We start from the raw sequence: 26,900 nt of genomic DNA, 5'->3' as shown, positions 1-26,900 counted from the left end.
TATGTATCGATTTGTAAAACTTTCAAATATTAAGTGTTATATGTTTTTGTTGTATTCCATTTTTCCTTCTTTAAGAAGTACAGTACCTGAAATACTAAAAGAATAGCCATAGCAAATATCTGCATCACCACTACTTGAGCTAAACTATCATGAAAATACACAATGAGTACTACCTGAGAGATTCCTAATAATCCAGATAATAAAACGGGTATATACTGATCTAATGATAAAAAATAGTAAGCAAAGATATTGGCAATTGCGAATAGGGATGTAGCAATGGCATATTTCCATAATAAAGGAGCAACTGTAATATATTCTGAACCAAACATTAGATTAATTACTGTTTCAGGAAATAAGTAACATCCAAAAACAATACAGGTTGAGAGTATAATAATGTATCCAACATATGTGAATAGAATTGGAGCTGTCGCTTCTCCATCTTTTTGTTTTTCCACTACTTTAGGTAATAAAAGCATCACAAACATCCATGCAACAAAATACACGACACGACCTATCAATGCTAATGAGGCATATAAACCAGCTTCATATTCTTCAAAATAATGTTTCACTAATAAGATATCGCTATTATTAATAATGATTTGTGTTAGCTCGTAAAATGCTGTTAGCATAAAAAATCTAATAATATGCTTGGTGTGTTTTTCAGGAAGTGTTTGGACTTTGAAAATCGAAATATCCTTTGTCTTAAAAGGTAATAATCCAAATATGAATGATATAACAATTCCTATAGCAATAGAGAAAATGGGCTGAAAAGGCAATACATAGATCAATACCAAAGTAAATAGTAATCTACTGATCATTTCTCCTTGATAGGTTATGGCAAGCTGACCAAACTTTTTTGTTCCTTGAAAAACTCCTCGATTTACGCTCATTATGAAGTAAATGGGTATGCCAAAACCAAAAATGGTAAACATCCTTGCTGATTTTGTATTAAAAACAGTCTGTAAGTCATTGGCAAATATGATTACTAAAATTCCAAGAACAATTCCGATAAGGGAAGCATATCGATAGCTGAGGTTTATGAAATTGTTTAAGATACTTTCTTCAAAAAGCACAGAGAATTTTGCCGTAGCTAATTGAAAAGTCATTGCTATAAATGATAATACTAAGAGAAACGTGATCAATAGTGCTGCATCTGCAAATAACTCAGGTCCTAAAATCCTTCCAAGTAAAAGATTGTAGATATAATTACCCCCATTTACAATAATCACACTACACATGAATTTTTGTTCTGCGGTTAATGTTGGTATGTAACTCTTAATAGTCATTTCTAAGGGTGTTTGTCAATTGATTTAACATTATGGATGTAATAAAGATCCATATAATCTTCATGATATTCGTTTTGTCTTCGATGAATTGCCTAGATCTATTGTCTAATGGTAATTATCTATAGATTTAACATGATTTCTGATAGCATAAAGTGTGCAATCTCATTTTATTTGATTTTTGGGATACTTAATATATTATGAAACTCCCTACATATTCTTTTGATTTATCTCCAATAATTATATATCGATAAACTCCTTGATTAAGATGTTTAGAAGTAAAAGTTGTTGTTCTAGGTTTATTAATTGAAACCTCTAGTTCTTCTTGCTGTACAACCCTTCCTAGCATATCAATCACACGAATACTAAGTCCCGTATGTTCATTAGGTAATAGAATATCTGTAGTTGTCCTAAATGGATTAGGGTAATTGCGCATCTTATTTTTAGATGCTTCTTCCGAATAATCTTCTGCACCTAAAATTTCTTCTGAAACCTTAAATGCGAGTTTAGATACTTCGATTTCGAATAAAGAAAAATCAGTATAATTCCCTTGAATAGAGAATACAACACTTCTCACATTTTTTGCTTCAGAGGCATTTTCTCCATTAGGATTTGTAAATTCTGAAAATGGGATATTATATAGTTGTTTACTACCTATAGGAATGGTGTATCTTAATCGGTCATCCCAATCTACTAAATTTTCAGTAACAAGAATAACCTCTACTTCTTTATCAGCTAATAACTCAACCTCTAATTCGTTATACTCAGAAACGTCTAACGTTAGATCTCCTCCCAATATATTTCTAAATATATTGAGCGTTGCTTTTAAAGAACCAGCGACGGTTATATCTCTTTCTACTGGATAATAATTCTCTTCGTCTTCACGATCTTCGCTTTGTATAATGTCAAAATCAGTAATCCCAACACCTTCTTCTTCGTAATCAAGACCCCATGGTCCATCGGCAAGATACAGCGCATCTATTTTATCATTATCATCTCCTTTGATCGCAAATCCAATATCAAACAGATGTCCGGTTTCTATAATGATCTTTTCTTGATATGATCCCGATAATGCTATGGATGAAGTAATCAATTCTTCATTAGATAATTCTGTGATTCTTTTGTTTCCTGTAAAATAAATTTGATTAGACTGTTCTTTGTTTACAATATCAAGCACAAGCTTTCCATTTCTGTAAAACCCTTTTTGAACAAATACTAAAGGTATATTAGATGGAATAAATGTTTTTCCTAATCCTTTGTTTTCTAGAAGTTTGTCGATAACCGTATTTGCGATATGTACTACTTGAGGGATAGAACCTCCCCAAATCTGAAAATTAAGATAATCTCCTTCAGGATATTGATCAATGTTCCATAGACTGTATAATTCATTCTGGAATTCATCTAACCTTACAGAAAAGTGTAAGGTTTGCTCTAACTCACCAGTAGATCTTCTTATTTTAGTGTTTACCATTTCATAATTACGAACACTTAATGTTCTGATGTCCTCTAAAACAGAACCATTTAATCGATCACAGATAGTTTTAGAATGATCGTAAACGTTTCCGTTAGTTGTTGTTGCTAATGCCACTCCAACTCTACTTTCTCCATCATAATAATCTATAGAAAACACAGATGTTGCATTCGTAACCCCTATCAAATCATCTGGTGTAGAAACAAACGGAGTTTCAATTCCAGAAGCTCCAGTTAGTGGGAAATAGATGCTTAAATCTTCATTGTTTTCTGTTTTGTAAGATATATTATCGGGATTAAATGTTTTTTGTAATTTTTTCTTGTTGTAAACGTTGTTTGTTTTTGATCTAGTAAAATTTCTTTTAGCAATTAAACTTGCTAGATCACCGTTACTTTCTAATCCGCCATCATTACCAGAAGTAACCTCTTCTTGTTGTTCTAGTTCAGGAATGTTATTCGTTTTGATAGATGAATATTGATCAGCTGTTATGAAAAATAGTAAATCATTAAAATCATGATCTATACCCGGATAATCTCTTCTTAAATCCTCAAAACCTAATATAATTTGCTCGTTTGGAGTATCTGCTAAAAGGACATTATGAGGTTTTAGGGTTTCATCGCATTCTGGATTAAATACTGTCTGAGAATATAGCTGCCAGATTCCTTCATCTATGTTGTTATTGTCCCATGAATCTACTAATAATACCCATCCAATTCCTGTATTGGTAGGAAAACTACCCAAGTTTATTGTATTTCCAGACTCGAGTCCTCCATTACTTCCTGAAGCTGAAGCATTAGGAAGAATAACGGTAATATCTTCTGGTGATGGAGCTGTTGTAAGTGGTGAATTAATATCATAGGTATAATAACCCAATAGATTTTTATAATCAGTATTTTCACTAATAAAAGTGATTGATATATTCGTAGTACCTTCTAAAATAATATCTGTATCATATCCTCCATAAATATAATTAGGATTACGATTTGCTACAGAATTTCCTTCTGGTAATGCAGTATCTATCTTGGTCAGGATTTCAGGAGCAATAGTTCTATCTGCGACCAAATAATCAGGTACTCCATTAATATCATACGTTCCTAAGTATTGATATCTTTCGCTAATACTAGCTACGGGAAAGCTATTTGGATTTTGGTCTCCATTATCCGAATCAAAAACCGTTTCTTTCGTATCAAAATTATCATCAAGACCATCTTGATCAAAATCGGTATTAGCAATTAATGTATCTGCAATACCATCGTTATTAGTATCATATGCATCCACGGTATCTAGTATACCATCATTATTAGAGTCTGTATCTAGAAAATCAGGTGTATCCGCGCCATCTGTATTTTGATATCCTTGTGGAACTCCTCCTTGATCAGGATCAAAAGTATCATCTATACCATCTCTATCTTGATCTGAACCAGAAAGAGTTATAAAGTTTACGCTGTTCTGGCCTTCTATGAGATCAATAATTCCATCTTGATCCGCATCAATATCATAAGGGTCATATATTAAATCTCCATCGGTATCATTTGGAAAAAATGCTACTCCAGTCTGATCTATATCAACAATATCGGCAATACCGTCAAAATCAGAATCCTGAAATCCAGTATCGTTAATATTAAATAAACCATCCCCATTAGTATCGTAACTTCCCAACCCTGCTTCTACAATATCATAGATTCCATCATTATCACTATCCAGATCTAAGGCATTAGGAATACCATCTCTATCACTATCAAATGCAAGAGAAACTCCACTATTACAAGTAGTACCAAAATCAGGATCTAAGTAATTAAATATACCATCATCATCATCATCTCCATAAGGATCAATTCCTCCACCTTCTACGATATCAGGAATACCATCACCATCGGTATCTTTATCAAAAGGATCCAATACTTCATCTGCATCTGCATCAATTGGAGAAACTCCAGCGGCGCATTTGAAACCATCATTTTGATTAGTCACTTCAGTATTGTTTAATAATGTAGCATAAGGAGATGTTGTTTGATAATCATTAACCAAATGTAATCCTCCTTTATTACTCGACACATATAGTCTATTACTAGTATCTGTATAACATGCACCAAAAGTATCATTAGGTAGATCTGTAACCGTTTTAGAGCTAAAAACCGGTGTTGATGTACCTAAATCCCATTTATACACATTTCCTTTACTACCTCCATAAAGATCTCCGTTAATAAACACAATATCTGCGCAAGTATTTGGAGACGCTTGATTAGCTACAACAATTTCAAATGTTGGCGCTGTGGTACCATCATAATCTTGGAGATTTATGATTTTATGAAAAGATTGCCTACCTCCATTATTCTGAAACACCCACAAGTTTCCTTCATTATCGACATCAGCCGCATAGCCTCCTCCAAATTGTACACCTCCATTTGGTGCAACAGCTCCCAGGTCTACCACTTGGTCCATACCTAATCTTAATAAGTGTTTGTCGCTGCTTCTAATTGCATACAGAAAATCATCTACTACATTATATCCACCCGCATTATAGCTAGGTGTCGTATGTAAAGGAATAGAATAGGTTCCTGTAATAGGGTCGTAAGATCTTAATGATCCAGAAATTACCTGATAAAATTTCGCTTCATTGCAATCAAAAGATTGTTGAGCCTGAGTGAAACTTATCGTAAAAATTAAGAGTATGAATAAAGTAATTTTTTTCATAAGCATTATGGGTTTTTTCATTGAAAATTGAAGCTATTATTTCTTATGAGAAATAGATCCGTTAACTAATGATATATTGTATGCATCATAGTGATATTTAAAATAATTAATTCCTGTTTGCAAAGTTTTGGTTTTATCGATACGACCATTGTCTACAAAACATAAGTATTAATTAGGGTTTTCATTATAAAATTTATTCGGTTTGGATATACCTTACAAATGACGACTGGTAAGAGTTGTAAAGTATGTTAGAATAATAATTGGTTCTTTTTTTTAAGAACTTCTTTTTATTCTTTTTATTAAACTTTCTTCTAGGGCTTTTTGAAGATTCTGTTTCTTGATTAATGCTCAACTCTGATTATTAGCTTGTTGTAAAGATAGTATAGGTGATTATTTTACGGATACGGTAAAACCATATTGTTTTTACGTTTTGTTAAAAAAACCTACATTTTGTCTGTTTTAGGTGTTTTTAAAGTATTATTTAACTTTTATTTAACTTTATAAAGAAGGAAAAATACTACATTTTAATGTGTTTTTGAATACATGTTATATAAAATTAGGGGTATTTCCCCATTTTTATGAATGTTGAAAAAGGGAAATTTTACTTAAATCAACGCTTTTTTTAAGATAAAAAATCTTTTTATAGCATTCTAATTACTAACTTCATACCCTAATAGATAAAATCCTCTGTATGACCCGTAGATTTATGTGCTTAGTGTTTTTTATGTATGGTTCTCTACTGTTAGCGCAAGATTTACAAGAAGGTTTTACCTATTTAGAAACAGGTAAGTATTTTGAAGCAGAAACATTCTTTGAAAACATATTAAAAGAGTATCCTGATAATAAAACAGCAAAATTATGTTATGGAAGAGCAGTGGGACTATCTGGTAACTCAGAAAAAGCTGTTTCTATTTTTACTGAGTTAAAAAATATTTATCCTAACGATTTTGAAATTAAACTTAATTATGCAGAATCTCTATTATGGAGTAATAAATTTATTGAAGCGGAAGGGTTTTATAAAGAAATACTAGAAGAAAATGACACTAGTTTTCCTGCTGTATTAGGATATGCGAACACATTATCTAATTTGAAAAAGTATGAGGAAGCCCTTATAGAAGTAAATAAAGCGTTAACAATTCAAAAAGAAAATCCAAATGCACTAACCTCTAGGAAATATGTTAGGTTAGGATATGCTAATCAATTATCTCAAAACAAAGAATTCGAAAAAGCATTGTCATTATTAAATCAAAATTTAATTGATTTTCCTAATGATAAAGACTCACAATTGAACAAAGCTAATATCTATCTGATGACAGAAGACCTGGATAATGCTGCTAAAGTATATCAGGAAATTTCTACGAATCCTAAAGATAGTATTCTTGCCATGAATGGATTATCTCTAGTGTTCCATAAAAAACATAAAGAAAAAAAAGCTTTAGAAATTGCTAGTAATGCAAAAGTAAAAGCAGAAAACTATAAGGATGATAAAGAACTATTTATCTCTACTAATGAACGATACATACAAGCACTTTTATGGAATCGGAAATTTTCTAGTGCTATTAAGGAAATAGAGCAGCTGAGGTTAAAATACCCTGATGAAACTAGAATAATGGCATTATCAGCTACAGAAGGGATGTATACTAGTAAATTTAAATCAAGTTTACAGAGTTATACTACTATTCTATCTAAAAGCGAAGGGTCTTTTGATGGAAACCTAGGGATTGCAAATGCATATCGAGCGACAGGAGATGACAAGAAGGCTTTTACATATGCTTTTAAAACATTGGACTATTATCCTAAGCAACCAGATGCAGAAAAATTAATCAAAACACTTAAACTATCTTATACACCTTTTGCCGAAATAAAAACAGCTTTTACTTTTGATAATGGAAATAATGAAGCTGTAAATTTATCGCTTCGTTCCGAGTTACCTATATCAACCAAGTTTAAATCAGAATTAGAATATATACATCGTACAACGAAAAATACAGTAATTAAAAACGAGGCTTCATCCAATGAGTTAGCTTTGCGGTTTTCATATAAGTTTAATGGCAATGTATCGCTAAAAACCAAAGGAGGTATTAGTAAGTCTAATGCTTTTACTAATGATTATACCCAATGGACTGGTGAGATACGATTAACTACTAAACCATTTAGATTACAAAATTTGGATGTTGGATATCAGAGAGAGTTACAAAACTTTAATGCGGATTTAATTGACCGCGAAATTGTAATGAATAACTACTTCCTTAATTATAATTTAAGTACGAATATAAATTTAGGTTGGTATACACAATATATATATACATCACAGACTGATGATAATAGTCGAAATTTGTTGTTTACTTCGTTATACTACAACATACTTAATAGGCCAGCCATAAAATTCGGAATTAACTATCAATACATGACTTTTGAGAATCAGGTCCCTACTATTTATTTTAGTCCCAAAAAGTTTAATGTGGTGGAAATTTTTGCAGATATGATTAGTAAAGATAGTGGTAAATGGTTCTATGGGTTAAATGGAGCAGCTGGATATCAATTTATAGAGGATGATCCTGGAACTACAACATATAGAGCAGAAGGTAAACTAGGATATAATTTCTCTGATCGTTTAATAGGTACATTATATGGTAAATATAGTAATATTGCTTCTGCTACTGCAACAGGTTTTGAATTTACAGAATTTGGATTCTTGTTAAAATGGTACTTCCTAAAACAACCTGTTTTTAATAAGAAAATTATGGAATTGAAACCTTAGGTTATCTCATAATTATCCCTCTATTTATTTATAATTTTGTATATAAGTTGCATATGAAAAATAGATATGCGTAGTTTTATGCGCAGAGAATTCTAGTAACAAATAGATTGAGATAAGAATTAAAGGAGATTTGATAGAAATAATTTCAATAAAATAAATACATTTTACTATAAAAAAAATAGCGAGAACAAAATTATAATTTGTCCTCGCTATTTACCCAAATCTGAAACTAAACCTTGTTATTGTTTCATAAAACTACTTTTATATGTTGTATTAGCGTTATTGCTTATTATGTATGTATAAATCCCTATCTTCAAGTTTCTGGATTCAAAAATGGCTTCATTATCAGAAATCATTTGTAATTTTTCATTTCTCACGATTCTTCCTAACATATCAATTACAGTAATCATTATATTTCCTTGTACTGTTTCAGGTACTTTAATAAATGTTGTCGCCTGAAATGGATTCGGGTAATTGGTAATTTTGGTAACAGTTACTATCGGATTATGATCTTCTGTACTTAAGGTATTAGATGATACTAATGATGCGTTATCAATACTCATATTAAAAGGTGAGTAGTTTTGATAATCCCCGTGTATAGAGAATACAACGCTTCTTAAATCATTAATGTTAGGTATAGGTTGATTTCCGTCGGTAAAATCAGAGAAAGCTATAGTATATAATTTATTTTCTGTATTCGCTTTTATTGTGAATCTTGGTCTATCATTCCAATCAGTAAGATCTTTGGTAACCAAAATTACTTCTACATCATTTGTGGTACTCATCTCAAATTGTAATGCATCATATTCAGAAACATCTAAAGTAAGTTCACCAGCTAATATATTTCTAAATAGGTTTAAAGTTTCTTTTACTTCTCCTTTTACAGTTGCATTACGTTCTATTATGAATGCATCTTCTTTTTCTACTGGCGTATGTTCAATTACTTCGAAGTTTTCGATAATCGCACCTTGCTCTTGATAATCTACTCCCCAAGGACCATCTGCCAAGTACAATGCATCAAGTTTAGTAGTATTCTCTCCTTGAATAGAAAACCCAATATCGAATAAATATCCTGTATCTATCGTAACTTGTTCATTATATGACCCAGATAATACTACAGTCTGTACATTGTTTTCTTCACCAGATAATTCAGTCTTTCTACTATTACTAGTAAAGGTCATTTGATTAGTACCTTGCTTATTAATCATTTGTAATGTTAATTTTCCATTTATGTAGTGTCCTTGTTTCACAAAAACAGTAGGAACGCGCTCAGTAACTTCGTGACTTCTTAAAGGCTTATCTGCAATGAACTCATCTAAAATATGATTTGCAATATTAGCTACTTGTGATACTGATCCACCCCATATCTGAAAGTTTTTATAATCTCCTTCAGGATAGTCAGCGATATTCCATAAACTATAGATTTCATTTTCTGAAGCTTCTTCTTTGATTGAGAAGGTCAAGGCATATTCTATTTCTCCCGTTGCTCGCTCAATTTTAGTACTTACCATTGTATGACCTTTAATCATTACGGTTCTTACATCTAATAACTTAGAACCGTTTAATCGATCACAAATCGTTTTAGAATGATCATAAATACTACCTTTGGTTATTGTAGCTAACCCTGCAGCTACTCTGCTGTCAGCTTGGTAATAATCTACTGAGAAAACCGCTTCAGCATTTGTTATTTCGATTAAATCTTCAGGACTTGATACGTAGGTAGTCTCATTACCTAGTAATCCGGTTTCTGGGAAGTAAATACTTAAGTCATCATTATTTGCAGATTTATAAGATTTCTTTGCAGGCTCAAAACGTTGTTGTGATTTTTTTGTATTAAAAATTGAATTTGTTTTGGTTCTATTGAAATTACGTTTAGCAATAAGAGTAGCAAGATCTCCATTACTTTCTAATCCACCATCGTTTGCAGAGGTAACATCAGTAGCAGTATCGATACCAACATAGTTGTCTGTTTTTAAGGCAGTATAAGGACTTGCGGTGATATAGAATAAAGCATCGTTGAAGTCTTGGTCACAAGAAGCGTAATCTCGTCTAATATCTTCAAATCCAAGAATTATTCTTTCGTTATTTGGATCGGATAACAAAACGTTATGATAACGTAATTGAGCATCACTTTCTGGGTTATAATCTGGATCAGAATGTAATTGCCAGTTTCCTGCTCCTACACATCCATCTGACCAAGCATTAGCTAATAATACCCATCCGATTCCTGTATCAGGAGAAAACCTTCCAATATTTACTTTGTCTCCAATTTCTAGACTACCACCGCTTCCTACTGCAGATACATTAGGGAAAATAATAGTGATATCTTCAGGAACTGGCATTGTTGGATTAGGATCATTGATGTCATAGGTGTAAAACCCTAAAGTATTTTTATATCCTGCACCTTCTCCAACAAAAGTAATCCATATATCAGCTTCTTTTTCTAAAACAACATCAGTATCATATCCTGATGAAATATAATGTGGATTAAAATCCGGTACTGGATACCCTTCAGGCAACGCATCATTAATCATTGTAATGGTTTCTTGACTTACAACATCTTTTTCATCTAAGTATAATGGTGTACCATCCGAAGAAAATTCACCTAAGTAGTTGTATCTGTCACATATTTCTGGAATTGGAAAACTATCAGGAGTTTGTCCTCCGTTTTCTGGAGCAAAACTTGTTTTCATTAAATCAAAATTATCATCTAAACCATCTTGATCTGCGTCATTACCAGAAACTGTTGTTTCTGCAACTCCATCACCATCACTATCATATGCTTCTGTACTATCTGATATTCCGTTATTATCAGAATCAGTATCTAAATGATCAAAATTATCTGTGCCATCTGTATTTATAGTTCCATTAGTAGTACCTCCAAAATCGGTATCAAAAGCATCATCTAATCCATCGTTATCTTCATCGGTATTTGATAATCCAGTAAATGAATTACTATCTTGTCCTTCGATAATATCTACGATACCATCATTGTCAGAATCTGTATCATAACAATCATAAATTGTATCATTATCCGTATCTAAAGGAATAAATGTACTTCCCGTTTGATCTATATCAAAAGCGTCCGCTACACCATCATTATCAGTATCTGCGTAATTTGTGTCTAATGGATTATGTACTCCATCATTATTGGTATCCTTGTCACCTTGTCCAGCTTCTACAATATCATATATTCCATCATTATCTGAATCAATATCTAAAAAATCCGGCATACCATCACCATCTCTATCAAAGGCATCCTGCACTACATTATCACCATTACCGCTAACATCGTTATCTAGATAATTGAATAAGTCATCATCATCATCATCACCATAAGGATTTGTGCCATTACATTCTACTGTATTAATAATTCCATCACCATCCACATCATTATCCATAGAGTCAAGTATACCATCTTGATCTTTATCCAAAGGAGAAATACCACTTGCACATTTAAAACCATCATTAGAATTCGTTGTTTCTGTAAGATTAAGTAAAGTTGCTGTTGGAGTAGCACTTTCATAATCATTGATTAAGTATAATCCACCATTGTTATCTGATAAATACAAACGATTATTAGCATCTGCGTATGCGGCACCAAAAGTACTACTCGGTAAATTGGATACTGATTTACTGGTAAATACTGGAGTACCTGAAGTAAGGTCCCACTTATATAATTTTCCTCTACTACCTCCGTAAAATGATCCATTTACATAGGCAATATCTGCACAATTACTAGGAGAAGCTACATCTGCTTCAATAGTCTCAAAGATAGGAGATGATGAACCATTGTAATCTTTTAGGTTCGTTATTTTGTGAAATGTTTTTTTGTTGGTGTTCTGAAAAATCCAAAGGTTCCCTTCTGGATCTACATCAGCAGCGTATCCACCTCCAAATGCTGTAGTGCCATCTGGTGTTACTGCTCCTAGATCAACTACCATATCTTTACCGATTCTAAGTAAATGTTTGTCGCTACTCTTAATAGCGTATAGATAATTATCAACCACACTATATCCTCCCGCGTTATAAGAAGAATAACTGTGTAATGCTTCAGAATATGATCCTGTAACCGGATCATATGCTTTCATAGCTCCAGATATTACTTGGTAGAAATTACCTTCATCACAATCAAAAGGTTGTTGTGCATTTATTAAGGTTGTTATAAGAAGTGTTAAAAGGAAAGTAATTTTTTTCATGATACTATAATTTTGGTTTTCAGATACTCAAAACTAATGTATATGCATGATGAAAAAGGAAGTATTTCGTTCACTGGACGTGTGCTGTCGACCAATGGAAGTTAAAGCAAGATATGAATTATAATAAATTGAGGCGCTTCATTAATTCTGGACGTTTAGAGCGACTTACAGGAATTACATCTTTTTTTATAAGAACGCTATTATCTTCTATATCAATTATTTTTTTAGTATTAATAACATAAGAACGATGTACTTTTAGAAAAAGATCATCTGGTAATTTTTCTTCAATTTTTTTCAGAGTAGAATGTACCGTGTAATTCTGTTTTTCTGTTTTAAGTAAAATGTAATCACCTTTTGCTTCTATCACTAAAATTGTAGGAATATCAATCTTAATTAATCTTCGATCTATGTTGATATAAAGATCATTTTCCCCAGAAGAAATACCGGTGGTTTCACTTTCTGATTGATCCTGAGGATTTATATCAGGTGTACTTTCTGCTTTTTGTATAGCTTTTAGAAATCTAGGCAATGTTATTGGTTTAACTAGATAATCCACAATACATTCGTACTCAAATGCTTCTAAAGCAAAATTCTTATCAGAAGTGGTTAAAATGATTTTTGGAGGATTTTTTAATGTTTGTATAAAATCAAAACCAGTAAAATCTGGCATGTGAATGTCTAAAAATATAAGGTCTACTGTTGTACTATTTAAAAACTTAATAGCTTGAATTGCATTAGAAAACTCCTCTAGAACTTTAAGCTGATCAACCTGTGAACAAAGTTGTTGAATAATCGCTCTTGCCATTTCTTCATCATCTATAATAATGCAATTCATATAAATAAGTTATTTTATATCGTCTTTAAAAAGTTTTCTATAGAATTTAAAATTAACATAAATTCTTGAAATAATTGTGAATTATGCTGCTTTAATTCATCTTCAAAGTCAATGGCAACCCGATACCCGTTCTCCAATCCGAGCATTCCGATTTTATGTTTTAACTTATGTACATTCTCTGCAGTTTTCAAAAAAACTTGGTTATTATAATTAGTAAGAAATTCCTTTTTCTCTTCGGGAAACTCTTTTTTCATGATCGTAATTATCTTTTGTTTGAACTCTTCTGATCCTGCAGATAGTTCATTTATATAGTTCATATTAGGTGTTTCTGGCATACTTTATTTTTTTAATGTAAAGTAAAATGTGGTTCCTTCTTCTAAGGCGGATTCTAACCAGATTTTACCACCATAATGTGCCACTATTTTTTGAACAATAGATAATCCAATTCCAGTAGATGCTTTGCTATCATCTATACTTTGAAACATTTGAAATATTTTTTCGTGATATTTTTTAGAAATACCTTTTCCGTTATCCTTTACATAAAATTGCCAAAACCCTTCTTTGTCATAAGGAATTGTTCCAATTTCAATAATCCCTTTTTCTTTATTTATACTAGAAATAGCATTACTTAGTAGGTTTTGAAAAATTTGTTGAATACGTAGTTTATCACCGCTAATTTTAGGTAATAAATCTTGGATAATAAACGTTATGTTTTCAGGTTTTTCTAATAATTTAATGGTGTTTTCTAACATCTCATTAAGTTGTATTGATGCTACAAGATGTTTCTTTTTGTCAATTACGGAATACTCTAAAATACCATTGATTAGATTATCCATTTTTTCTATATTTTGATCAATTATATCTAGATTGCTTACTAAGGTTTTATCTAGGTCAGGGGTGTCTTCTTTAATCCAGTTTATAAGCGTATTGATATTTCTTAAAGGCGATTTTAGGTCATGAGAAACTACATGAGCATAGTCTCTAAGTTCTTTATTACTTTTTTCTAAGTCTTTTAAAATTAAGTTTCGCTGTGTTTCTATTTTAGAAATTTGAAACGCTTGCTCTTCTATTAAGTTTGCTAATTCTATACCACTTAGTTCTTCTGTTTCGCCACTTTTTTTCCCTTCTTTTTTATAGGTAATAGATTGTAGTGTTTTAGTTGTATCTGTTAAACTTTTAATAACTTTTCTTTGTTCTTCAGCTTCAAGTTTTAATCTTTTGTTAGCATCAAATAATTCTTCAGAACTTATTGACATAGCTCTTTGAAGCATGCTTAACTGTTCTTCGTAATTAGAATATGAACCTTGTACCGCTTCAAGAAATGCTTTTATTGCTGGATTGTTTTTTAAATCCTCATCGAGTTGTTTTCTGACTTGTCGTGTTAATAAAGAATTCATTTTCATGTAGCCCAACTATTTAAAAGAAAAATTTGTTTTATGTGAAGTTTATTCGCTAAAAAGAGTTAGTGTCATAGTTTGATTGTGCAGCTCACAAGAGCTTCCTGAACTAAAAGGTGCTAGCTCTCCATAAGAATAAAAGCCACTTACGGTAGCTTGTTGTCCAATAGCTTCAATTACTTCTTCTACTTCTTCTTCTACTCTTTGGTCCATCACTAGTTTTCTGCCAATACAACTAACCAAAACTGCAAATTCTGGTTTAGAGGTTCTGTCCTTCATTCCTATTTCTGCAGCTTTTGATGCACCATCCGCAATATTATCTATGTTGGCCATCATTAATTGTACAACCGAACCTTCTGGCACATCTCCAGCTAATGTCATTGTATTGGATTTTTCATCTATAGCAAGAACCGTTCTAACTATAGGTTCTGTTCTGTTTTTAGATTTTACACTTAGTGGATATAAAAGAGCAGATTGCGGTAATTCTGATGCTTTATCACCTAAATATTTTTTATATAAATCCAATGCAGGTTGATCATCTAATTCATATAGTATATTATGATCAGATTTAGTTATAATCCTTTCTGGCCCAAATGCTGTCCAACCGCCATATTGCGCATATGATATATCTAATGTGTCACCATAAAAACCGATAATAATTATTTCTCCTTCTTTTGGAAGTTCGTTATAACTCACCAGTGTTTTTTCGAATCTAGCATCATCACCACATAGCCCTCCTGTAAAAGTTAAGCCTTTATAAGCTGTTTCTAGTCCTTCGATTAGAGCAGATCCATTTACGTGGCTCCCTTCCGATAATACGAGGACATGTTTTAATCCTTTTTCAGGAAGCTGTTTGATCAAATCTTTTCCTAAAGCTAATGCATCCTTATCATAGTTAAGAATATTTTCTCTTCTAATTTTAAAACTACTTTTTTCAAACTCAATAGCGGTTATAGTAACAGCGCCATCATAGACACGTTCACCAATGATCTCTCCTGCGGTAGATCCAAAAACAATTTCTCCTTCGGGAAAAATGGATCTCACTTCTTCTAATATTTTTGGGTTTTCTAATTCAAATCGATTACCAAAAACTAGGACTAAAGGAGATTCTAAAGTAGTTTCGTTTTCGTGCAGATTCTGCCAGTCTTTACCTTTCAGTTTTTTATATTGTTGGATTTTCATGATATAGGATATAAAAGTACATGTTTTGTTTTATTTTTTTAAGCTGAAATAAAAAGTAGTTCCTACTCCAGGTTCACTTTCTAGCCAGACATCACCTTCATAAAGATCTATTATTTTTTTAACGATAGATAAACCAATACCAGTAGAGTTTTCGCTTTTACCTAAGGACTGAAAAATTTTGAAGATTTTTTCATGATATTCTTTTTTAATACCAATGCCATTATCTTTAATACTGAATATATAAAAAGAATCTTTTTCTACGTGAGCTACCTCTACAATCCCTTCTTCTTTGTCAATGTAATTAACGGCATTACTTATTATATTTTGGAATAATTGCTGGATTCTTGTGCGATCACCTTGTATATTAGGAAGTTTATTTTTTATAAAAATATTGACATGTTTAGGAACAAATATGGTGTTTTTAATATCCTGAATAATTGTATTCAGGTCTATCGATTGATTGTTTAAATTATCTTTATTTCCAGCTCCAGAATAATTTAGGATGCCACTAATAAGGCCTTCCATTTTTTCGAGTGTTTTCTCTATCAATGCAATGTTGTCTAATCCAGAACCTTTTAATTCTTCTTTATAGTCTTCTTTTATCCAATGCACGAGTGCATTGATGCTTCTAAGTGGAGATTTTAAATCATGAGATACTATATGTGCATAATCGTTTAGTTCTTGATTACTCTTTTCTAGTGTATCTAATAATTCTTCTCTTTGTTTTTCTAGGTTTAATTGTTCAGTGATATCTTCTACAAGAGCAACTTGATATTTCATTTCTCCTTGGCTATTATGAACTCCTGCAACGCTCGTTTTAGCCCAAAAGATACTACCATCTTTTTTGAGATACCTTTTGTTTACAGTGAAATGCTCAATCTCTCCTTTATTTAGTTTATCCATAGATTCAGCAGCATCAGAATATTCTTCTATTAGAGAAATATCCTTTACTTCCATTTGATCAAGCTCTTCTTTGCTATATTTTAATAAATTCTGGAAAGCTCTGTTGGTTTGAATTATTTTTCCAAATTGTGATAATACAATACCCAAAGTAGAATTGTCTACAATAGCTGTAAGTTGTTTTTTTTGTTCATCAAATATGGCTTGCTGTTCTAATTCGGTTGTTATATCTCTTACAATTCCTTGTGCAGCAAGAGGCTTATTGTTATGGTCTTTTATAATACTCGCATTAATATGTACATTTCGTATACCTTTATTTTTAGTATACACACGAGCTTGATAATCAGCAAAACTTCCTTCAGAAATTAATTTGTTAAAAGAATTAATTGCATATTGGTAGTCCTCTTTATAAATTAGAGAAGTTACATTAAGTGTTTCGGTATCTAAATCATAACCAAATAATTCAATGGCAGCATCATTCATACTAATAACATTACCAAATATATCCATCAAAACGTAGGCATCTACTAAATTTTGAAAGACTCCATTTAGTTCAGAGTCCTTTTGATAAACTTGATTTTTAAGTTTCTGATTGGCAGATTTTAATTCTTCCGTTAGTCGATATAATTCAAGTGATTTTTCCTCAAGAATTTTTTCCGCTTGTTTTCTAGCAGATTTTTCTCGAAGTAGTGCTTTTTGAAGTGTTTCTGGACTAGTCGTTTTATTCATTAATTTTTGATAATACTAAATTTCACTTCCGTACCATCTTCTTTTAATTTTTCAAGTTGTATAGTGGCAGAGGCATTATAGTGCTCAAATGTTTTATTCATTAATCCTAAACCGAAATTATACATTGCTCTGCTAGACTTGTAAATTAAGACGAGTGAGGTTTTTGTTTTTTCCAGAACTTCAAAAGTAGGAAGTTCTGCGTCCGGATAGATTTTTCTCACTTCTATATGTATATGATTTTCTATAGATGAAAGTAACTCTATTGGATCATCGTATTTTTCTATTAAACCAGGGTAGCTACCTGCCAACACCGAGAAGAAATGTTCTGCATAGGTTAATAAAAGATCATCTATACTAACACTAGTTTTTTCGCTTAAGTTCTTAAGGAGACTTAACATTTCAGCAAAATCGTAAGTTCCCACTGCAGTGTATGCACCTCCAGATGGAAGTTCGGATTTCTCGATGATCTCTTCAACCACATCTAATCCAAATTTGTCTTCAACAAGTTCTAAAAATTCAGTAAATACAATTCCTTTCACAAACAATGTTTTTAGGTGGTTATAACTAATTAGCTTTATCAGTTTATGCAAGAGTAAAAAAACTCCAGCACATGGTTTTAGGGGAAAAAATCAGTTAAATTTAATGATATTTTTTTTATTTACCCTTTTATTAATTCACTACTATTCCAATATGCTACTAGATTTTTAATTTTTTGTGTGTATTCTTCGTATTTCAGAGGTTTGGTTATGTAGCCAGCAACTCCTGTTTTGTAACATTCTTTAATATCATGATGATTGTTAGAAGTACTTAAGATAATTGCAGGAATATATTTTAGTACTTCATCTTCTTTTAATATTTTCAAAAATTCTATCCCGTTCATTTTCGGCATATTAAGATCTAATAAAATAATATCAAATGAATGTGGTTCTTTTTTCAAGATTTCTATAGCTTCTTCGCCATTAATGGCTTCAGTTATTTGGTAATCGCCTTCTAAGGAATCTACGACTCTTTTAAATTTCAGAGTTTCTATCATGTCGTCTTCTATTAAAAGAAAAGAAAGAGAGTTCATAATGATGGGTGTTAAATGAATTAATAATTTTTATTCAAATTTCTTCTTAATTTGGGTAAAAACTGCTTTAAATTCGATTAAATGATAGTTAACTGTCGACGAATGGTAGTTTAGTGTAGATGAATAGAATTAGAGTTATTTTTAAGAATTAAATAAAAGAGTATTTTCTGTTAGTTTTTCTTTTGTTTATGAATGCTTATTTTGGTGAGAGTTTTAAATTAGAAGGAAACATCATAGAAATAATTGTCAAGAAAACAAAGAAAATTTTACTCACTTCTAATTAAAAAAATCTCTTGGGAGTTGGAAATAGTAGTGAGTAAATAACATGTACGACAAAAAAATCATAGGGGAAATGAGATATTATATATTATTTATCTTTTATTCAATCGGTATTCAAGCTCAAACTTATGAAGGAACCATTGGAGAGCATCAAATATTTTTAGAATTAGATATAGATTATAATGATGATCGTGCAACAGCATTTTATTTTTACAAATCGCATCTAAAAAACATTCAATTAGAAGGAAGTTTTAATACCAATGAGTTAACTCTTTCAGAGAAATTTTCGGATATAAAGGAGGAAAAAGAACTGTTTACTTTATCTATAGACAAGGGTGTAATAGTTGGTACGTGGAAAAATAATGGGAGCACATTAAATGTCGACTTGCGCAAAACAACAAAGAACCTTGATGAATATAAATTGACGAATTTGGAGTATGTTAGGGACAGCATAACTATTCATAATAGAAAAGAATTGGTCTGGCTTACAGAAAAACACTCAAAAAAATCATTATTCAGACTAGGAAATGGATTTACTAAGTCTGAGCGTGAATTTATGAATCCTAAGCTAGATACGATACATACTAATAATGCTACTGTAGGATTAGAATGTAGTTGGGCCGATATCAGGATTGATATGGAGCTCGTTTCAGATCAGCACATTAGTTTTACAGAGTATTCATCTATTTATTGTGGAGGAGCACATCCCAATCATAATACCGTAGGATATAATTTTGATTTCAAAAATAAAAAGCAATTGGATAGAATAACAGATATGTATCCTAATTTGAATCACTTTCAATTATTAAAAATGAAGTATGAAAACGATTCTGATTTAGATAGTGAATGTGACTATTTTTCAGATGGCGAATGGCTTTGGGAGTATTATTCTTGGGTGCTTACAAAAAACGGGGTAACAATTACCCCTTCATTTCCGCATGCCATGACTCCCTGTGAAATTGGATTTCCCTTGAATTACAAGGAATTAAAAGAACATAATAAAAATTAAATACAGTGGAATGTAGTGTAGTTTTTTTCAGAATTTATAACAGTAAAAAGATGCTATTGTAAAAGTAATCTATACAAACAAAAAAGTTAAACGTAATTTATGAATAAGCTATATATAACAATGGTAGCGTTGATATTTACCACATGTAGTTCAAATAAAAAACAATATGATGAGGCAGACCCATCAAAGCTATATGATATTTCTTTTTACAGTAACAACGATTCTTATTTTATCAAAGACATTGATATAAATAATGATACTATACTTGATAAGGTTGTAAGTAGTAAAAGGTATCGGGGAGATGAATTGTTGCTGTTTATTAATAACAATGACACCTACAAATTAGCATTAAAAACTAATAATTTTTCAGAAGATGGAGGGAATCAAATTGTAGATATTAAAACAGAAAAAAATGGTTTTGTTGTTAGCACAACTTTTCCAGACAAAGGATTTTATGAAGCATACTACTATGTTTCTTTTAGGAACGATAAATGGGTGTTAATGAATACTATTTACAAAACTATTTCAGGTAATCAAGAAGATTCATTGTTATACGTTTGCGATGTTCAACAAGGAATAGACATGAGTAATGCTACTCTTCTAAAAAACCTAAAACAAATGCCTGATGAGTCTAATAGAGCTAAAACCTGTTTGCAACAAAAGAAATTATATAGTGATAACCTAAAAACAGAAAACAAACAAGTAGCTAAGCAAGCTACCATTGATTCTTTAAGTATCAATGAAATAAAGCAATACAGTAAAGAATTCTCTACTATTTTTGATTACTACAAATACGAAGAAATTGATGAAGTAGATATATGGTCAGATAAAATGTTTGGAAGATGTTGCACGGAAGCGGATTTATTATATTCTGAATTGTTAGAATTTGATATAACTGCTAATGTTAACAATACTAGTTATCCATATAGTAATTTATCAGACAGAAGTTACAGAAAAGCTTTTGTATTTAGAGAGAATGAAAATGTCGGAGTTTTTATAAAATTAAAGCGTAATGAAGAGACTCATAAATATCATACAGAATTATTAGTTGATGCTGTTTTAAAACCAAACGATACGCTTTTAAAACCTTTTAAATTAAGCCTGGTTAATGGTTATGTAAAATCAGAGAAAACCTTTATAGAAAATGGAAAAGTAAAGGAAATGGAAATCTATTTGAATAATATGTATAAAGGAACTATAAAATTAATTAATACGCCTTTAGTGCAAGAATTTACATTAGATTTTGTTTTTTCTAAAAATGATATGGTTCAACTAAAACCGATAAGCTTTTATAAAGGAACTAAATACGATGACATATGTATTTCTGAAATACAAAGTAGTCTTGCACACATTACTCATCATAGTATTAACAAAAAGTATAAAGTACGTAAATTATGGGAGCTTGGAAATAAATTACAAGAAAGTGAAAAATGAAAAAACTGGTTTACATATTATTAATTATACTGCTAATTGGAATTATAGCAGGAGTAAAGCTAAATAATAAAATTACGCATATAGCAACCTACCAAAGTCCTGATGGTAATTATGAATTAATTATAAAAAATGATCGAAGTATTTTTTTCTCTACTACTCCTGGAGATGGAGGTATGGGAAGCATGCCCGTAGAAGTAATATTAAAAAATGCTGATGGTAAAACAATTGGGAAAAGCAGTGATAATAGTGATTGTAGTATTTTTAATGATAGTGTAGAAATAGTATGGGATTTGGAAAATGACCAAGTATGGTATGGGAAATCTAAGACTATTCACCTAAAAACAGGTAAGGTCGAATGCTAAAAGTATATATTACAACTACAGTATCGCAGGCAAATGATTTTTGTTTGTTTTAAATTAAAGGGATTTGATTAGCAAGGCAATTATAGTGAGAACTATTCACTTTTTGATGTTGATAAAATAGAAGGGCTAGTAATGAAGTTAAAACCTTATAAAAAATAATAACTGATACATTGAAAGAGGAATACAGAAAAATACACGAATGGGAATACTAACGATTATTTCCTTATTAGTATTTACAAGCATAGGCTTATTTAGTATGTTTAAAATTCTTAAATGGGTTTTTAAAAAAAAGATAAGAGTTATTTGGATGCTTCTTGTGTTAACAAGTATTATTCTTGGTATAACCACTTATAAATTGTTTTTTCTAAAAATGGAATTTATAAAATCTGAAGTATATCCTGATTTGTACCTCATAAAAAACCCTGTTAAAGATAAAGATTACATCAACAAAGCCATAAAAGAAAAGGTAATTGAGTTGAGTGTTAACCAATTTAAGGATAACAAAGTATCTGAAGAGATTCTATCTTATACCTTACGTTTTTATGAATATAGTAAAGGTGACTGGGGAGAAAATGGGACTGCTTATTTTATAGAACATCAAGAGAAATCTGGCGGTATGTTTCCAGAACTATTAGAATACTACCCTAAATATTTAAGGGCAAAATTCAACGTATACGCTTGTAAAGAAGATGTCACAAACTATTTTGGGAGATTGTACTATTATAATGAAATTGGAGTAATAAAAATTGATACGTTATTAAACTCGTGTAAAAAATGAAAAAGGCACATATTCTAGTGTTATTTATACTCATCTCTTGTGCTAAAAACACAAAAGAAAAGAAAGATATTGTAGAAAATATTGCAACTGACACAATTGAACAAACAGCAGAATCATCAACCGTTAAAGTAGAAAATGCGATAGGTAATGCCATTGAGCACACTGTAGAAGATATTTCGGGAGTATATGAATTGATACACGGGAAAACCCATATAATCGGTTCCGAAAATTTTGAAATTTATAAAGCAGCTATTGTTATAGATAAACTTTCTCAAACTGATTTCGGCTTCTATTCGGCCTATAAAAGAAAAGAGATTTCACCAATCGGGGATTTTGGAGTTCTTAGAAGTTTTAAAAATAACTTTTATAAACTAGAGATCTGTGATGAGAAAAAAGTTGATGGATACACTAAAGACAATTTTACAAACGGGCTCTATTTACACAATAAGGTATTCGTATATAAAAAAGGAGATTCATTGGGAGTTGTTCAGTACGGAGGTAATTTTAGAAATTATATGTTTTATAAGAAAAAGAAAAATGAATCTAATTTTTATGTGTCCTTAGTTAAAACAATCGAAAATACTAAACTAGATTATCAGGAATATCTAAAAAAGTACAAAAAAGCAAAAAAACATGATACTGCTAAACTGCAAATAAAACATAATTTTAACGGTGATGTTTGGAAAACGAAACATCTTCATAAGGAAGATTATGCAAGTTTTGAAAAAATACATTCATATCAAAACCCATATCAAGAGGGTAAGTTTATCAAAGAAGATGAGGTTTTTAAGAATCAATTTCAAGATTCTAATTTTAATTATGTTATCGATAAAATTAAAACTAGATCACTTCCTTTAATAGAGAATACAAATTTTGATAGTTTTATTGAAGAAGAGGACTATAAAAAAGTAAACGAAAAGGCTTTAAAATTAGAAGAAATATATCCAAATTTCAATAAAGAAGGCTATAATTATAGAACGATAGCTTCTTATAGAATACAAATGTCTAAAACGTTTCACTCGATCGTAGTGACCATTCTTAAAGGTGATCACGAAATGGAATCGGTATTGATTAATTATAACTTGGCTGGAGGTATTATTGATTCTAAAGTTATTTCTTATGATGAAATAGCAGAAGGTCAATCTAGAATTGAATCAAAAATTAAGGGTAATAAGCTAACGGTTAACAACATCCTTTGGATAGACGAAAAACAAGAAAAAAGAGAAGTATTTGAATTAAAGGATGATGGGAAAATAAAGCCTGTAATTGTAAATAATTTTGAAGATCTAAGTTTAGTCGATGAGGTAATACAACAATTGAATTTAAATAAACAAACAATTAAAACAGATTTAATTGTTTCAAAAGTTCAACCAAATAATAGCAATGAAACCATTATAGTGATACCAGAAATTTATGGAGAATATGACGAGCACTTTTTCGAGCTCAATAGTCATGTAGTAATAGTAAATAATACCACTGGCAAGATAGCACATAGATACTTCGAAGGTTCTAAAACAAACGGATGGGCTTCAGATGCCGTAGAATTAAAAGAGATAACTATTGATACAGCTCCTTACATAGTTGCTAAGGATACGAGAGCATTTGGGATACAAGTTTATCATGTAGGGATGTCTCAGCCCAATCCTTATAGTAATAAAAACATTTCTTTGTTTGTGAAATCTGGAAACACTCTAAAAAAAGTAGTACATAATTATGATGTAATGGATTACGGTGGAGAATGGGATACAAATTGTTACGGAGAGTTTATAAGAGTTAAAAATATACTCATTATTTCTAAAGAAAAAACGAATGATTATTTTGATATTATAGTAAAGAGTAAAGTTACCGAAACCAAAAATGAAGAAGATGAAAATGGGGATTGTGATTCTAAAGAAACAGTCACTAATGAAACTTCGGTCTTAAAATTTAATGGAGAAACTTATGCTAAAAATGACTAAAAAAACTATGTTTCTCTCTATTTGTTGTATGTTTTTAGTCTTACTAACATATGCTCAAGACAACAATTTAAAAACACAATTACAACTATTAAAAAAGAAACCAGAGCATGAATTTTATTTTAATAGTAAAGGTTTTTTAAAAATTGAAAATGCTAAGTTTTATACTAAAAGTGGAGATACAAATGTATTTGTTCTTACTCCTGAGAATATTCATTTAATCGATTTTAATAATGATGGAGAAAAAGATGTTATTTATCAAGAAAACAAGCCTTATAAATCAACTATCTTATTAGTGAAACGAGGCAATGACTTTGTCGAAATATGGAATGGAACTGGAACATTGGTTCAGGTAAAACAAGGAGAAATAACCAATTTATATATAAGAAGGAATGCTATAGGATGTTTGTATACTTCGACGCTATTCGAACTTAGTATAAAAAACGACAGCAGTTTTACCGAGAATATCATCTCTATCCATTCAGAAACGGAACTAAATGAAGTGAATACAATATTTGAACAGAAAATAATTTCAGGAATACTAAGAACACAGGCAATAGAGGATGATACTAAGAAAACCGATCCCTGCACAGGAGATTTAAAAATAGGAAATCAACTAAGAATTATGGAAAAAGAACAGGTGACCGTTATTAAAAAACAAAACGAGTGGTTACTAATAGTTGCAGAAGAAAAAAATCAAAGTATGATTGGTTGGGTGAAAAATTGGTGATAACCATAAAACATATCAAAATAAAGTATAGGAATAAAAAGATGATAAAATTCACTGAATGTTTAAATGATACTTGGGACTATTTCTTTTTAACAGATCCTGCTAATTTATTACAGTTTAAGAAAGATAATGACTTGTCAGACGATTTGATGAGTGAGTTTACTTCTAATGCCAGTGCAGAATTGGCGATACAAAAAGGAATTATGATCCCAATGAGTTCGATTAAAAATCAACCATATACTGTGTTTTTCAATACTAATAATAAAGCTTCTGTATTAAAAGAAGATACGAGTTTGTTGGTGTTGGAAAAAACAGGATACATATTAGAAATTATTAATAATGAAGTTTGTTTAGTAACCGTACCTTATTTAAAAAATTGGACTAAAAAAGGAGGTATAGACCTTTTAAAGAAAGCAGTTAATACCGGTGTCAGACAAAAAGTGCAATTAGAAAATGGCTGCTATGCTGTTACTATTTTAGGAGGATTTACTTTGAAAAATGAAATTGAAGAAGCTACGTTCGAATTTCAGATTAATCCAATATCAAATGCAATACAAAGCGACGTAGTTGATATTGGTTTTCCTTTTTTGATAGAGAAATAAATACTTATGAGAAAGTATTCAGCAACATATCAAGATAGAAGAGGAACAGAAACTACTGTTATAAAATCTGATGGAAGTGATATGTTTCTTACCTTAAGAGATATAGATTTTGAAGGTCATGATTTTGAAATGTTCACTGGAGAAGTTGACAATACAAAATTCGACTATGCAATGTCTGCAGATGGTTCAGGTGATTTAACCAACTTTAAAATCACCATAACTATTCCTACATTATTTTACAATTCGCTATCCAACCAAACCTTTACAGAAAACTTAACTGTTCATATAGAAGTAGGTGAAACTAAGACATTAATAGGGTTAGATAGTGAAATCAACAGCTTAAGATTAGTGACATCTTTTGGGGAGTTTAAAGTTGAGAAAAAGCTAGAATGGATGGAAGATGCCTTAATCGCTTTACAAAATCAATTACCCGAAAATATCTATTTAAAAACCTGTTTAAGTTGTAAATATGGTAACTATAGTCCATTTGGTAATGGGATGTTCGGTAATGTTTATTGTTTTAAAAATATAAAAGAACAATTAGTCGCAGTCAATGACAAAACAGATTTATTAGATATTTGGACAAAAGAAGCCATGGAAAGTGGAGATATATTTTCTGTCCAAGAAACTTTTGATTGTGATGAACATCAATTACTCTCAGAAGATGATTGGGTCTATAAAAGCTGGACAAAATTCATTACAGTAGATGAGGTCAAAGAGCAAGTAATCAATAGTCACTTTTATAAGGAATTAAATACCTTGTTAAGGAGTGAGTTATCAAAAATGAAACAAAGCATTAACTCTCAATATGAAAAAGTATTAAAAGAAAGAGAGTTTCAGTATCTTTTACCTATCATTTGTCGATTTGAATACGCCAGTTGGGGAGGTAATAGACAGTGGCGATTAGAATTAGATTTTGATGATTATCAATGGTCAAATAAAACCGTAAAACCGCATTTTTTAAATGCCTTTGTTAGTTTCGATATAAGTAAAGATTTTATTCATTTTAAATATCAATTGTGTAGTTCGTTTGATGAAATACTCCTTCCGATGGAAGTAGAACAGATAGAAATCAAAATGCTTACTAGCGTAGAATTTGTTTCAAATAAAATACAAGAAGTAGAGCTGTTCTTAAAAAATTTACCTTTACGCTTTATTCAACAAATAAAAAAAATAGATTTTGACGATTTAGAATTTGTACCAGATGATGAAGATTAACGAAACACAAGAA

At 30.9% G+C, this 26,900-nt stretch carries 19 protein-coding genes; 9 read left to right on the top strand and 10 right to left on the bottom strand.

What is annotated here, in order from left to right; all coding sequences use genetic code 11:
- Positions 1–29 precede the first annotated feature (29 nt).
- Together Q0921_RS20610 and Q0921_RS20605 are read right to left on the bottom strand one after the other, a co-directional pair.
- On the bottom strand, positions 30–1,286 hold the full coding sequence (locus tag Q0921_RS20610; protein ID WP_299260263.1) for an oligosaccharide flippase family protein: 1,257 nt from the start codon (positions 1,284–1,286) through the stop codon (positions 30–32).
- 187 nt (positions 1,287–1,473) lie between these two features.
- Positions 1,474–5,448, bottom strand: a complete 3,975-nt coding sequence (locus Q0921_RS20605; RefSeq protein WP_299260261.1) for a DUF4114 domain-containing protein — start codon at positions 5,446–5,448, stop codon at positions 1,474–1,476.
- 691 nt (positions 5,449–6,139) lie between these two features.
- On the opposite strand from Q0921_RS20605, the gene Q0921_RS20600 reads away from it, so the two are divergent.
- Positions 6,140–8,209 carry a tetratricopeptide repeat protein gene (locus Q0921_RS20600; protein ID WP_299260259.1) on the top strand — a complete coding sequence of 690 codons (2,070 nt, stop codon included), beginning with the start codon at positions 6,140–6,142 and terminating at the stop codon, positions 8,207–8,209.
- Positions 8,210–8,448: 239 nt separating this feature from the next.
- Here the strand turns inward: Q0921_RS20600 and Q0921_RS20595 are convergent, their stop codons facing one another.
- The 8 genes from Q0921_RS20595 to Q0921_RS20560 form a co-directional block, all read right to left on the bottom strand.
- Positions 8,449–12,408: a DUF4114 domain-containing protein gene (locus Q0921_RS20595; RefSeq protein WP_299260257.1), complete on the bottom strand. Its 3,960-nt coding sequence runs from the start codon at positions 12,406–12,408 to the stop codon at positions 8,449–8,451.
- Positions 12,409–12,526: 118 nt separating this feature from the next.
- The gene (locus Q0921_RS20590) at positions 12,527–13,243 is read right to left on the bottom strand and encodes a LytTR family DNA-binding domain-containing protein (RefSeq protein ID WP_299260255.1); all 717 of its coding nucleotides are present in this window, start codon (positions 13,241–13,243) and stop codon (positions 12,527–12,529) included.
- Between the two features lie 14 nt (positions 13,244–13,257).
- Positions 13,258–13,578, bottom strand: coding sequence for an Hpt domain-containing protein (locus tag Q0921_RS20585; protein ID WP_299260253.1), 321 nt, complete (start codon positions 13,576–13,578; stop codon positions 13,258–13,260).
- A gap of 3 nt (positions 13,579–13,581) precedes the next feature.
- Positions 13,582–14,646: an ATP-binding protein gene (locus Q0921_RS20580; RefSeq protein WP_299260251.1), complete on the bottom strand. Its 1,065-nt coding sequence runs from the start codon at positions 14,644–14,646 to the stop codon at positions 13,582–13,584.
- A gap of 42 nt (positions 14,647–14,688) precedes the next feature.
- Positions 14,689–15,822, bottom strand: a complete 1,134-nt coding sequence (locus tag Q0921_RS20575; RefSeq protein ID WP_299260250.1) for an FIST N-terminal domain-containing protein — start codon at positions 15,820–15,822, stop codon at positions 14,689–14,691.
- Positions 15,823–15,852: 30 nt separating this feature from the next.
- Positions 15,853–17,451 (bottom strand): PAS domain-containing sensor histidine kinase, encoded by a 1,599-nt coding sequence (locus Q0921_RS20570; RefSeq protein WP_299260248.1) that lies wholly within the window; start codon positions 17,449–17,451, stop codon positions 15,853–15,855.
- Positions 17,451–17,990 carry a heme NO-binding domain-containing protein gene (locus Q0921_RS20565; RefSeq protein WP_299260245.1) on the bottom strand — a complete coding sequence of 180 codons (540 nt, stop codon included), beginning with the start codon at positions 17,988–17,990 and terminating at the stop codon, positions 17,451–17,453. Before Q0921_RS20565 ends, Q0921_RS20570 begins: the two co-directional genes overlap by 1 nt.
- Before the next feature lie 119 nt (positions 17,991–18,109).
- Positions 18,110–18,520, bottom strand: coding sequence for a response regulator (locus Q0921_RS20560; protein ID WP_299260244.1), 411 nt, complete (start codon positions 18,518–18,520; stop codon positions 18,110–18,112).
- A 352-nt stretch (positions 18,521–18,872) separates the two neighbouring features.
- Between Q0921_RS20560 and Q0921_RS20555 the strand changes: the two genes are divergently transcribed.
- The 8 genes from Q0921_RS20555 (at position 18,873) to Q0921_RS20520 (ending at position 26,887) form a co-directional block, all read left to right on the top strand.
- Entirely contained in the window at positions 18,873–19,808 is a 936-nt protein-coding gene (locus tag Q0921_RS20555) for a hypothetical protein (protein WP_299260242.1), read from the top strand.
- A 99-nt stretch (positions 19,809–19,907) separates the two neighbouring features.
- Positions 19,908–21,242: a hypothetical protein gene (locus Q0921_RS20550; protein WP_299260240.1), complete on the top strand. Its 1,335-nt coding sequence runs from the start codon at positions 19,908–19,910 to the stop codon at positions 21,240–21,242.
- A complete protein-coding gene (locus Q0921_RS20545; protein WP_299260238.1) occupies positions 21,239–21,604 on the top strand; it encodes a hypothetical protein in 366 nt (121 codons plus the stop codon). Before Q0921_RS20550 ends, Q0921_RS20545 begins: the two co-directional genes overlap by 4 nt.
- A 370-nt stretch (positions 21,605–21,974) precedes the next feature.
- On the top strand, positions 21,975–22,382 hold the full coding sequence (locus Q0921_RS20540; RefSeq protein ID WP_299260236.1) for a hypothetical protein: 408 nt from the start codon (positions 21,975–21,977) through the stop codon (positions 22,380–22,382).
- Entirely contained in the window at positions 22,379–24,340 is a 1,962-nt protein-coding gene (locus Q0921_RS20535; protein WP_299260234.1) for a hypothetical protein, read from the top strand. The genes Q0921_RS20540 and Q0921_RS20535 overlap by 4 nt, the downstream gene beginning before the upstream one ends.
- Positions 24,333–25,067 carry a hypothetical protein gene (locus Q0921_RS20530; RefSeq protein WP_299260232.1) on the top strand — a complete coding sequence of 245 codons (735 nt, stop codon included), beginning with the start codon at positions 24,333–24,335 and terminating at the stop codon, positions 25,065–25,067. Before Q0921_RS20535 ends, Q0921_RS20530 begins: the two co-directional genes overlap by 8 nt.
- A gap of 41 nt (positions 25,068–25,108) precedes the next feature.
- Positions 25,109–25,669, top strand: coding sequence for a hypothetical protein (locus tag Q0921_RS20525; RefSeq protein WP_299260230.1), 561 nt, complete (start codon positions 25,109–25,111; stop codon positions 25,667–25,669).
- Between the two features lie 6 nt (positions 25,670–25,675).
- A complete protein-coding gene (locus Q0921_RS20520) occupies positions 25,676–26,887 on the top strand; it encodes a DUF6304 family protein (RefSeq protein WP_299260228.1) in 1,212 nt (403 codons plus the stop codon).
- Positions 26,888–26,900 lie beyond the last annotated feature (13 nt).

It is taken from the genome of uncultured Aquimarina sp. (assembly GCF_947496855.1).
In the GTDB taxonomy this organism is placed as follows: Bacteria; Bacteroidota; Bacteroidia; order Flavobacteriales; family Flavobacteriaceae; genus Aquimarina.
The sequence above is the reverse complement of the archived record's forward strand: the minus strand, read 5'-3'. Positions and strand labels throughout refer to the sequence as shown.

Excerpts from the sequence above, each read along its gene's own strand:
- Q0921_RS20570 (WP_299260248.1), bottom strand. The coding sequence starts at position 17,451 with ATGAATAAAACGACTAGTCCAGAAACACTTCAAAAAGCACTACTTCGA.
- Q0921_RS20530 (WP_299260232.1), top strand. The coding sequence starts at position 24,333 with ATGACTAAAAAAACTATGTTTCTCTCTATTTGTTGTATGTTTTTAGTC.
- Q0921_RS20610 (WP_299260263.1), bottom strand. The coding sequence starts at position 1,286 with ATGACTATTAAGAGTTACATACCAACATTAACCGCAGAACAAAAATTC.
- Q0921_RS20590 (WP_299260255.1), bottom strand. The coding sequence starts at position 13,243 with ATGAATTGCATTATTATAGATGATGAAGAAATGGCAAGAGCGATTATT.
- Q0921_RS20600 (WP_299260259.1), top strand. The coding sequence starts at position 6,140 with ATGACCCGTAGATTTATGTGCTTAGTGTTTTTTATGTATGGTTCTCTA.
- Q0921_RS20560 (WP_299260244.1), bottom strand. The coding sequence starts at position 18,520 with ATGAACTCTCTTTCTTTTCTTTTAATAGAAGACGACATGATAGAAACT.
- Q0921_RS20595 (WP_299260257.1), bottom strand. The coding sequence starts at position 12,408 with ATGAAAAAAATTACTTTCCTTTTAACACTTCTTATAACAACCTTAATA.
- Q0921_RS20575 (WP_299260250.1), bottom strand. The coding sequence starts at position 15,822 with ATGAAAATCCAACAATATAAAAAACTGAAAGGTAAAGACTGGCAGAAT.
- Q0921_RS20555 (WP_299260242.1), top strand. The coding sequence starts at position 18,873 with ATGAGATATTATATATTATTTATCTTTTATTCAATCGGTATTCAAGCT.
- Q0921_RS20605 (WP_299260261.1), bottom strand. The coding sequence starts at position 5,448 with ATGAAAAAAATTACTTTATTCATACTCTTAATTTTTACGATAAGTTTC.
- Q0921_RS20540 (WP_299260236.1), top strand. The coding sequence starts at position 21,975 with ATGGAATTTATAAAATCTGAAGTATATCCTGATTTGTACCTCATAAAA.
- Q0921_RS20545 (WP_299260238.1), top strand. The coding sequence starts at position 21,239 with ATGAAAAAACTGGTTTACATATTATTAATTATACTGCTAATTGGAATT.
- Q0921_RS20535 (WP_299260234.1), top strand. The coding sequence starts at position 22,379 with ATGAAAAAGGCACATATTCTAGTGTTATTTATACTCATCTCTTGTGCT.
- Q0921_RS20525 (WP_299260230.1), top strand. The coding sequence starts at position 25,109 with ATGATAAAATTCACTGAATGTTTAAATGATACTTGGGACTATTTCTTT.
- Q0921_RS20585 (WP_299260253.1), bottom strand. The coding sequence starts at position 13,578 with ATGCCAGAAACACCTAATATGAACTATATAAATGAACTATCTGCAGGA.
- Q0921_RS20520 (WP_299260228.1), top strand. The coding sequence starts at position 25,676 with ATGAGAAAGTATTCAGCAACATATCAAGATAGAAGAGGAACAGAAACT.
- Q0921_RS20550 (WP_299260240.1), top strand. The coding sequence starts at position 19,908 with ATGAATAAGCTATATATAACAATGGTAGCGTTGATATTTACCACATGT.
- Q0921_RS20580 (WP_299260251.1), bottom strand. The coding sequence starts at position 14,646 with ATGAAAATGAATTCTTTATTAACACGACAAGTCAGAAAACAACTCGAT.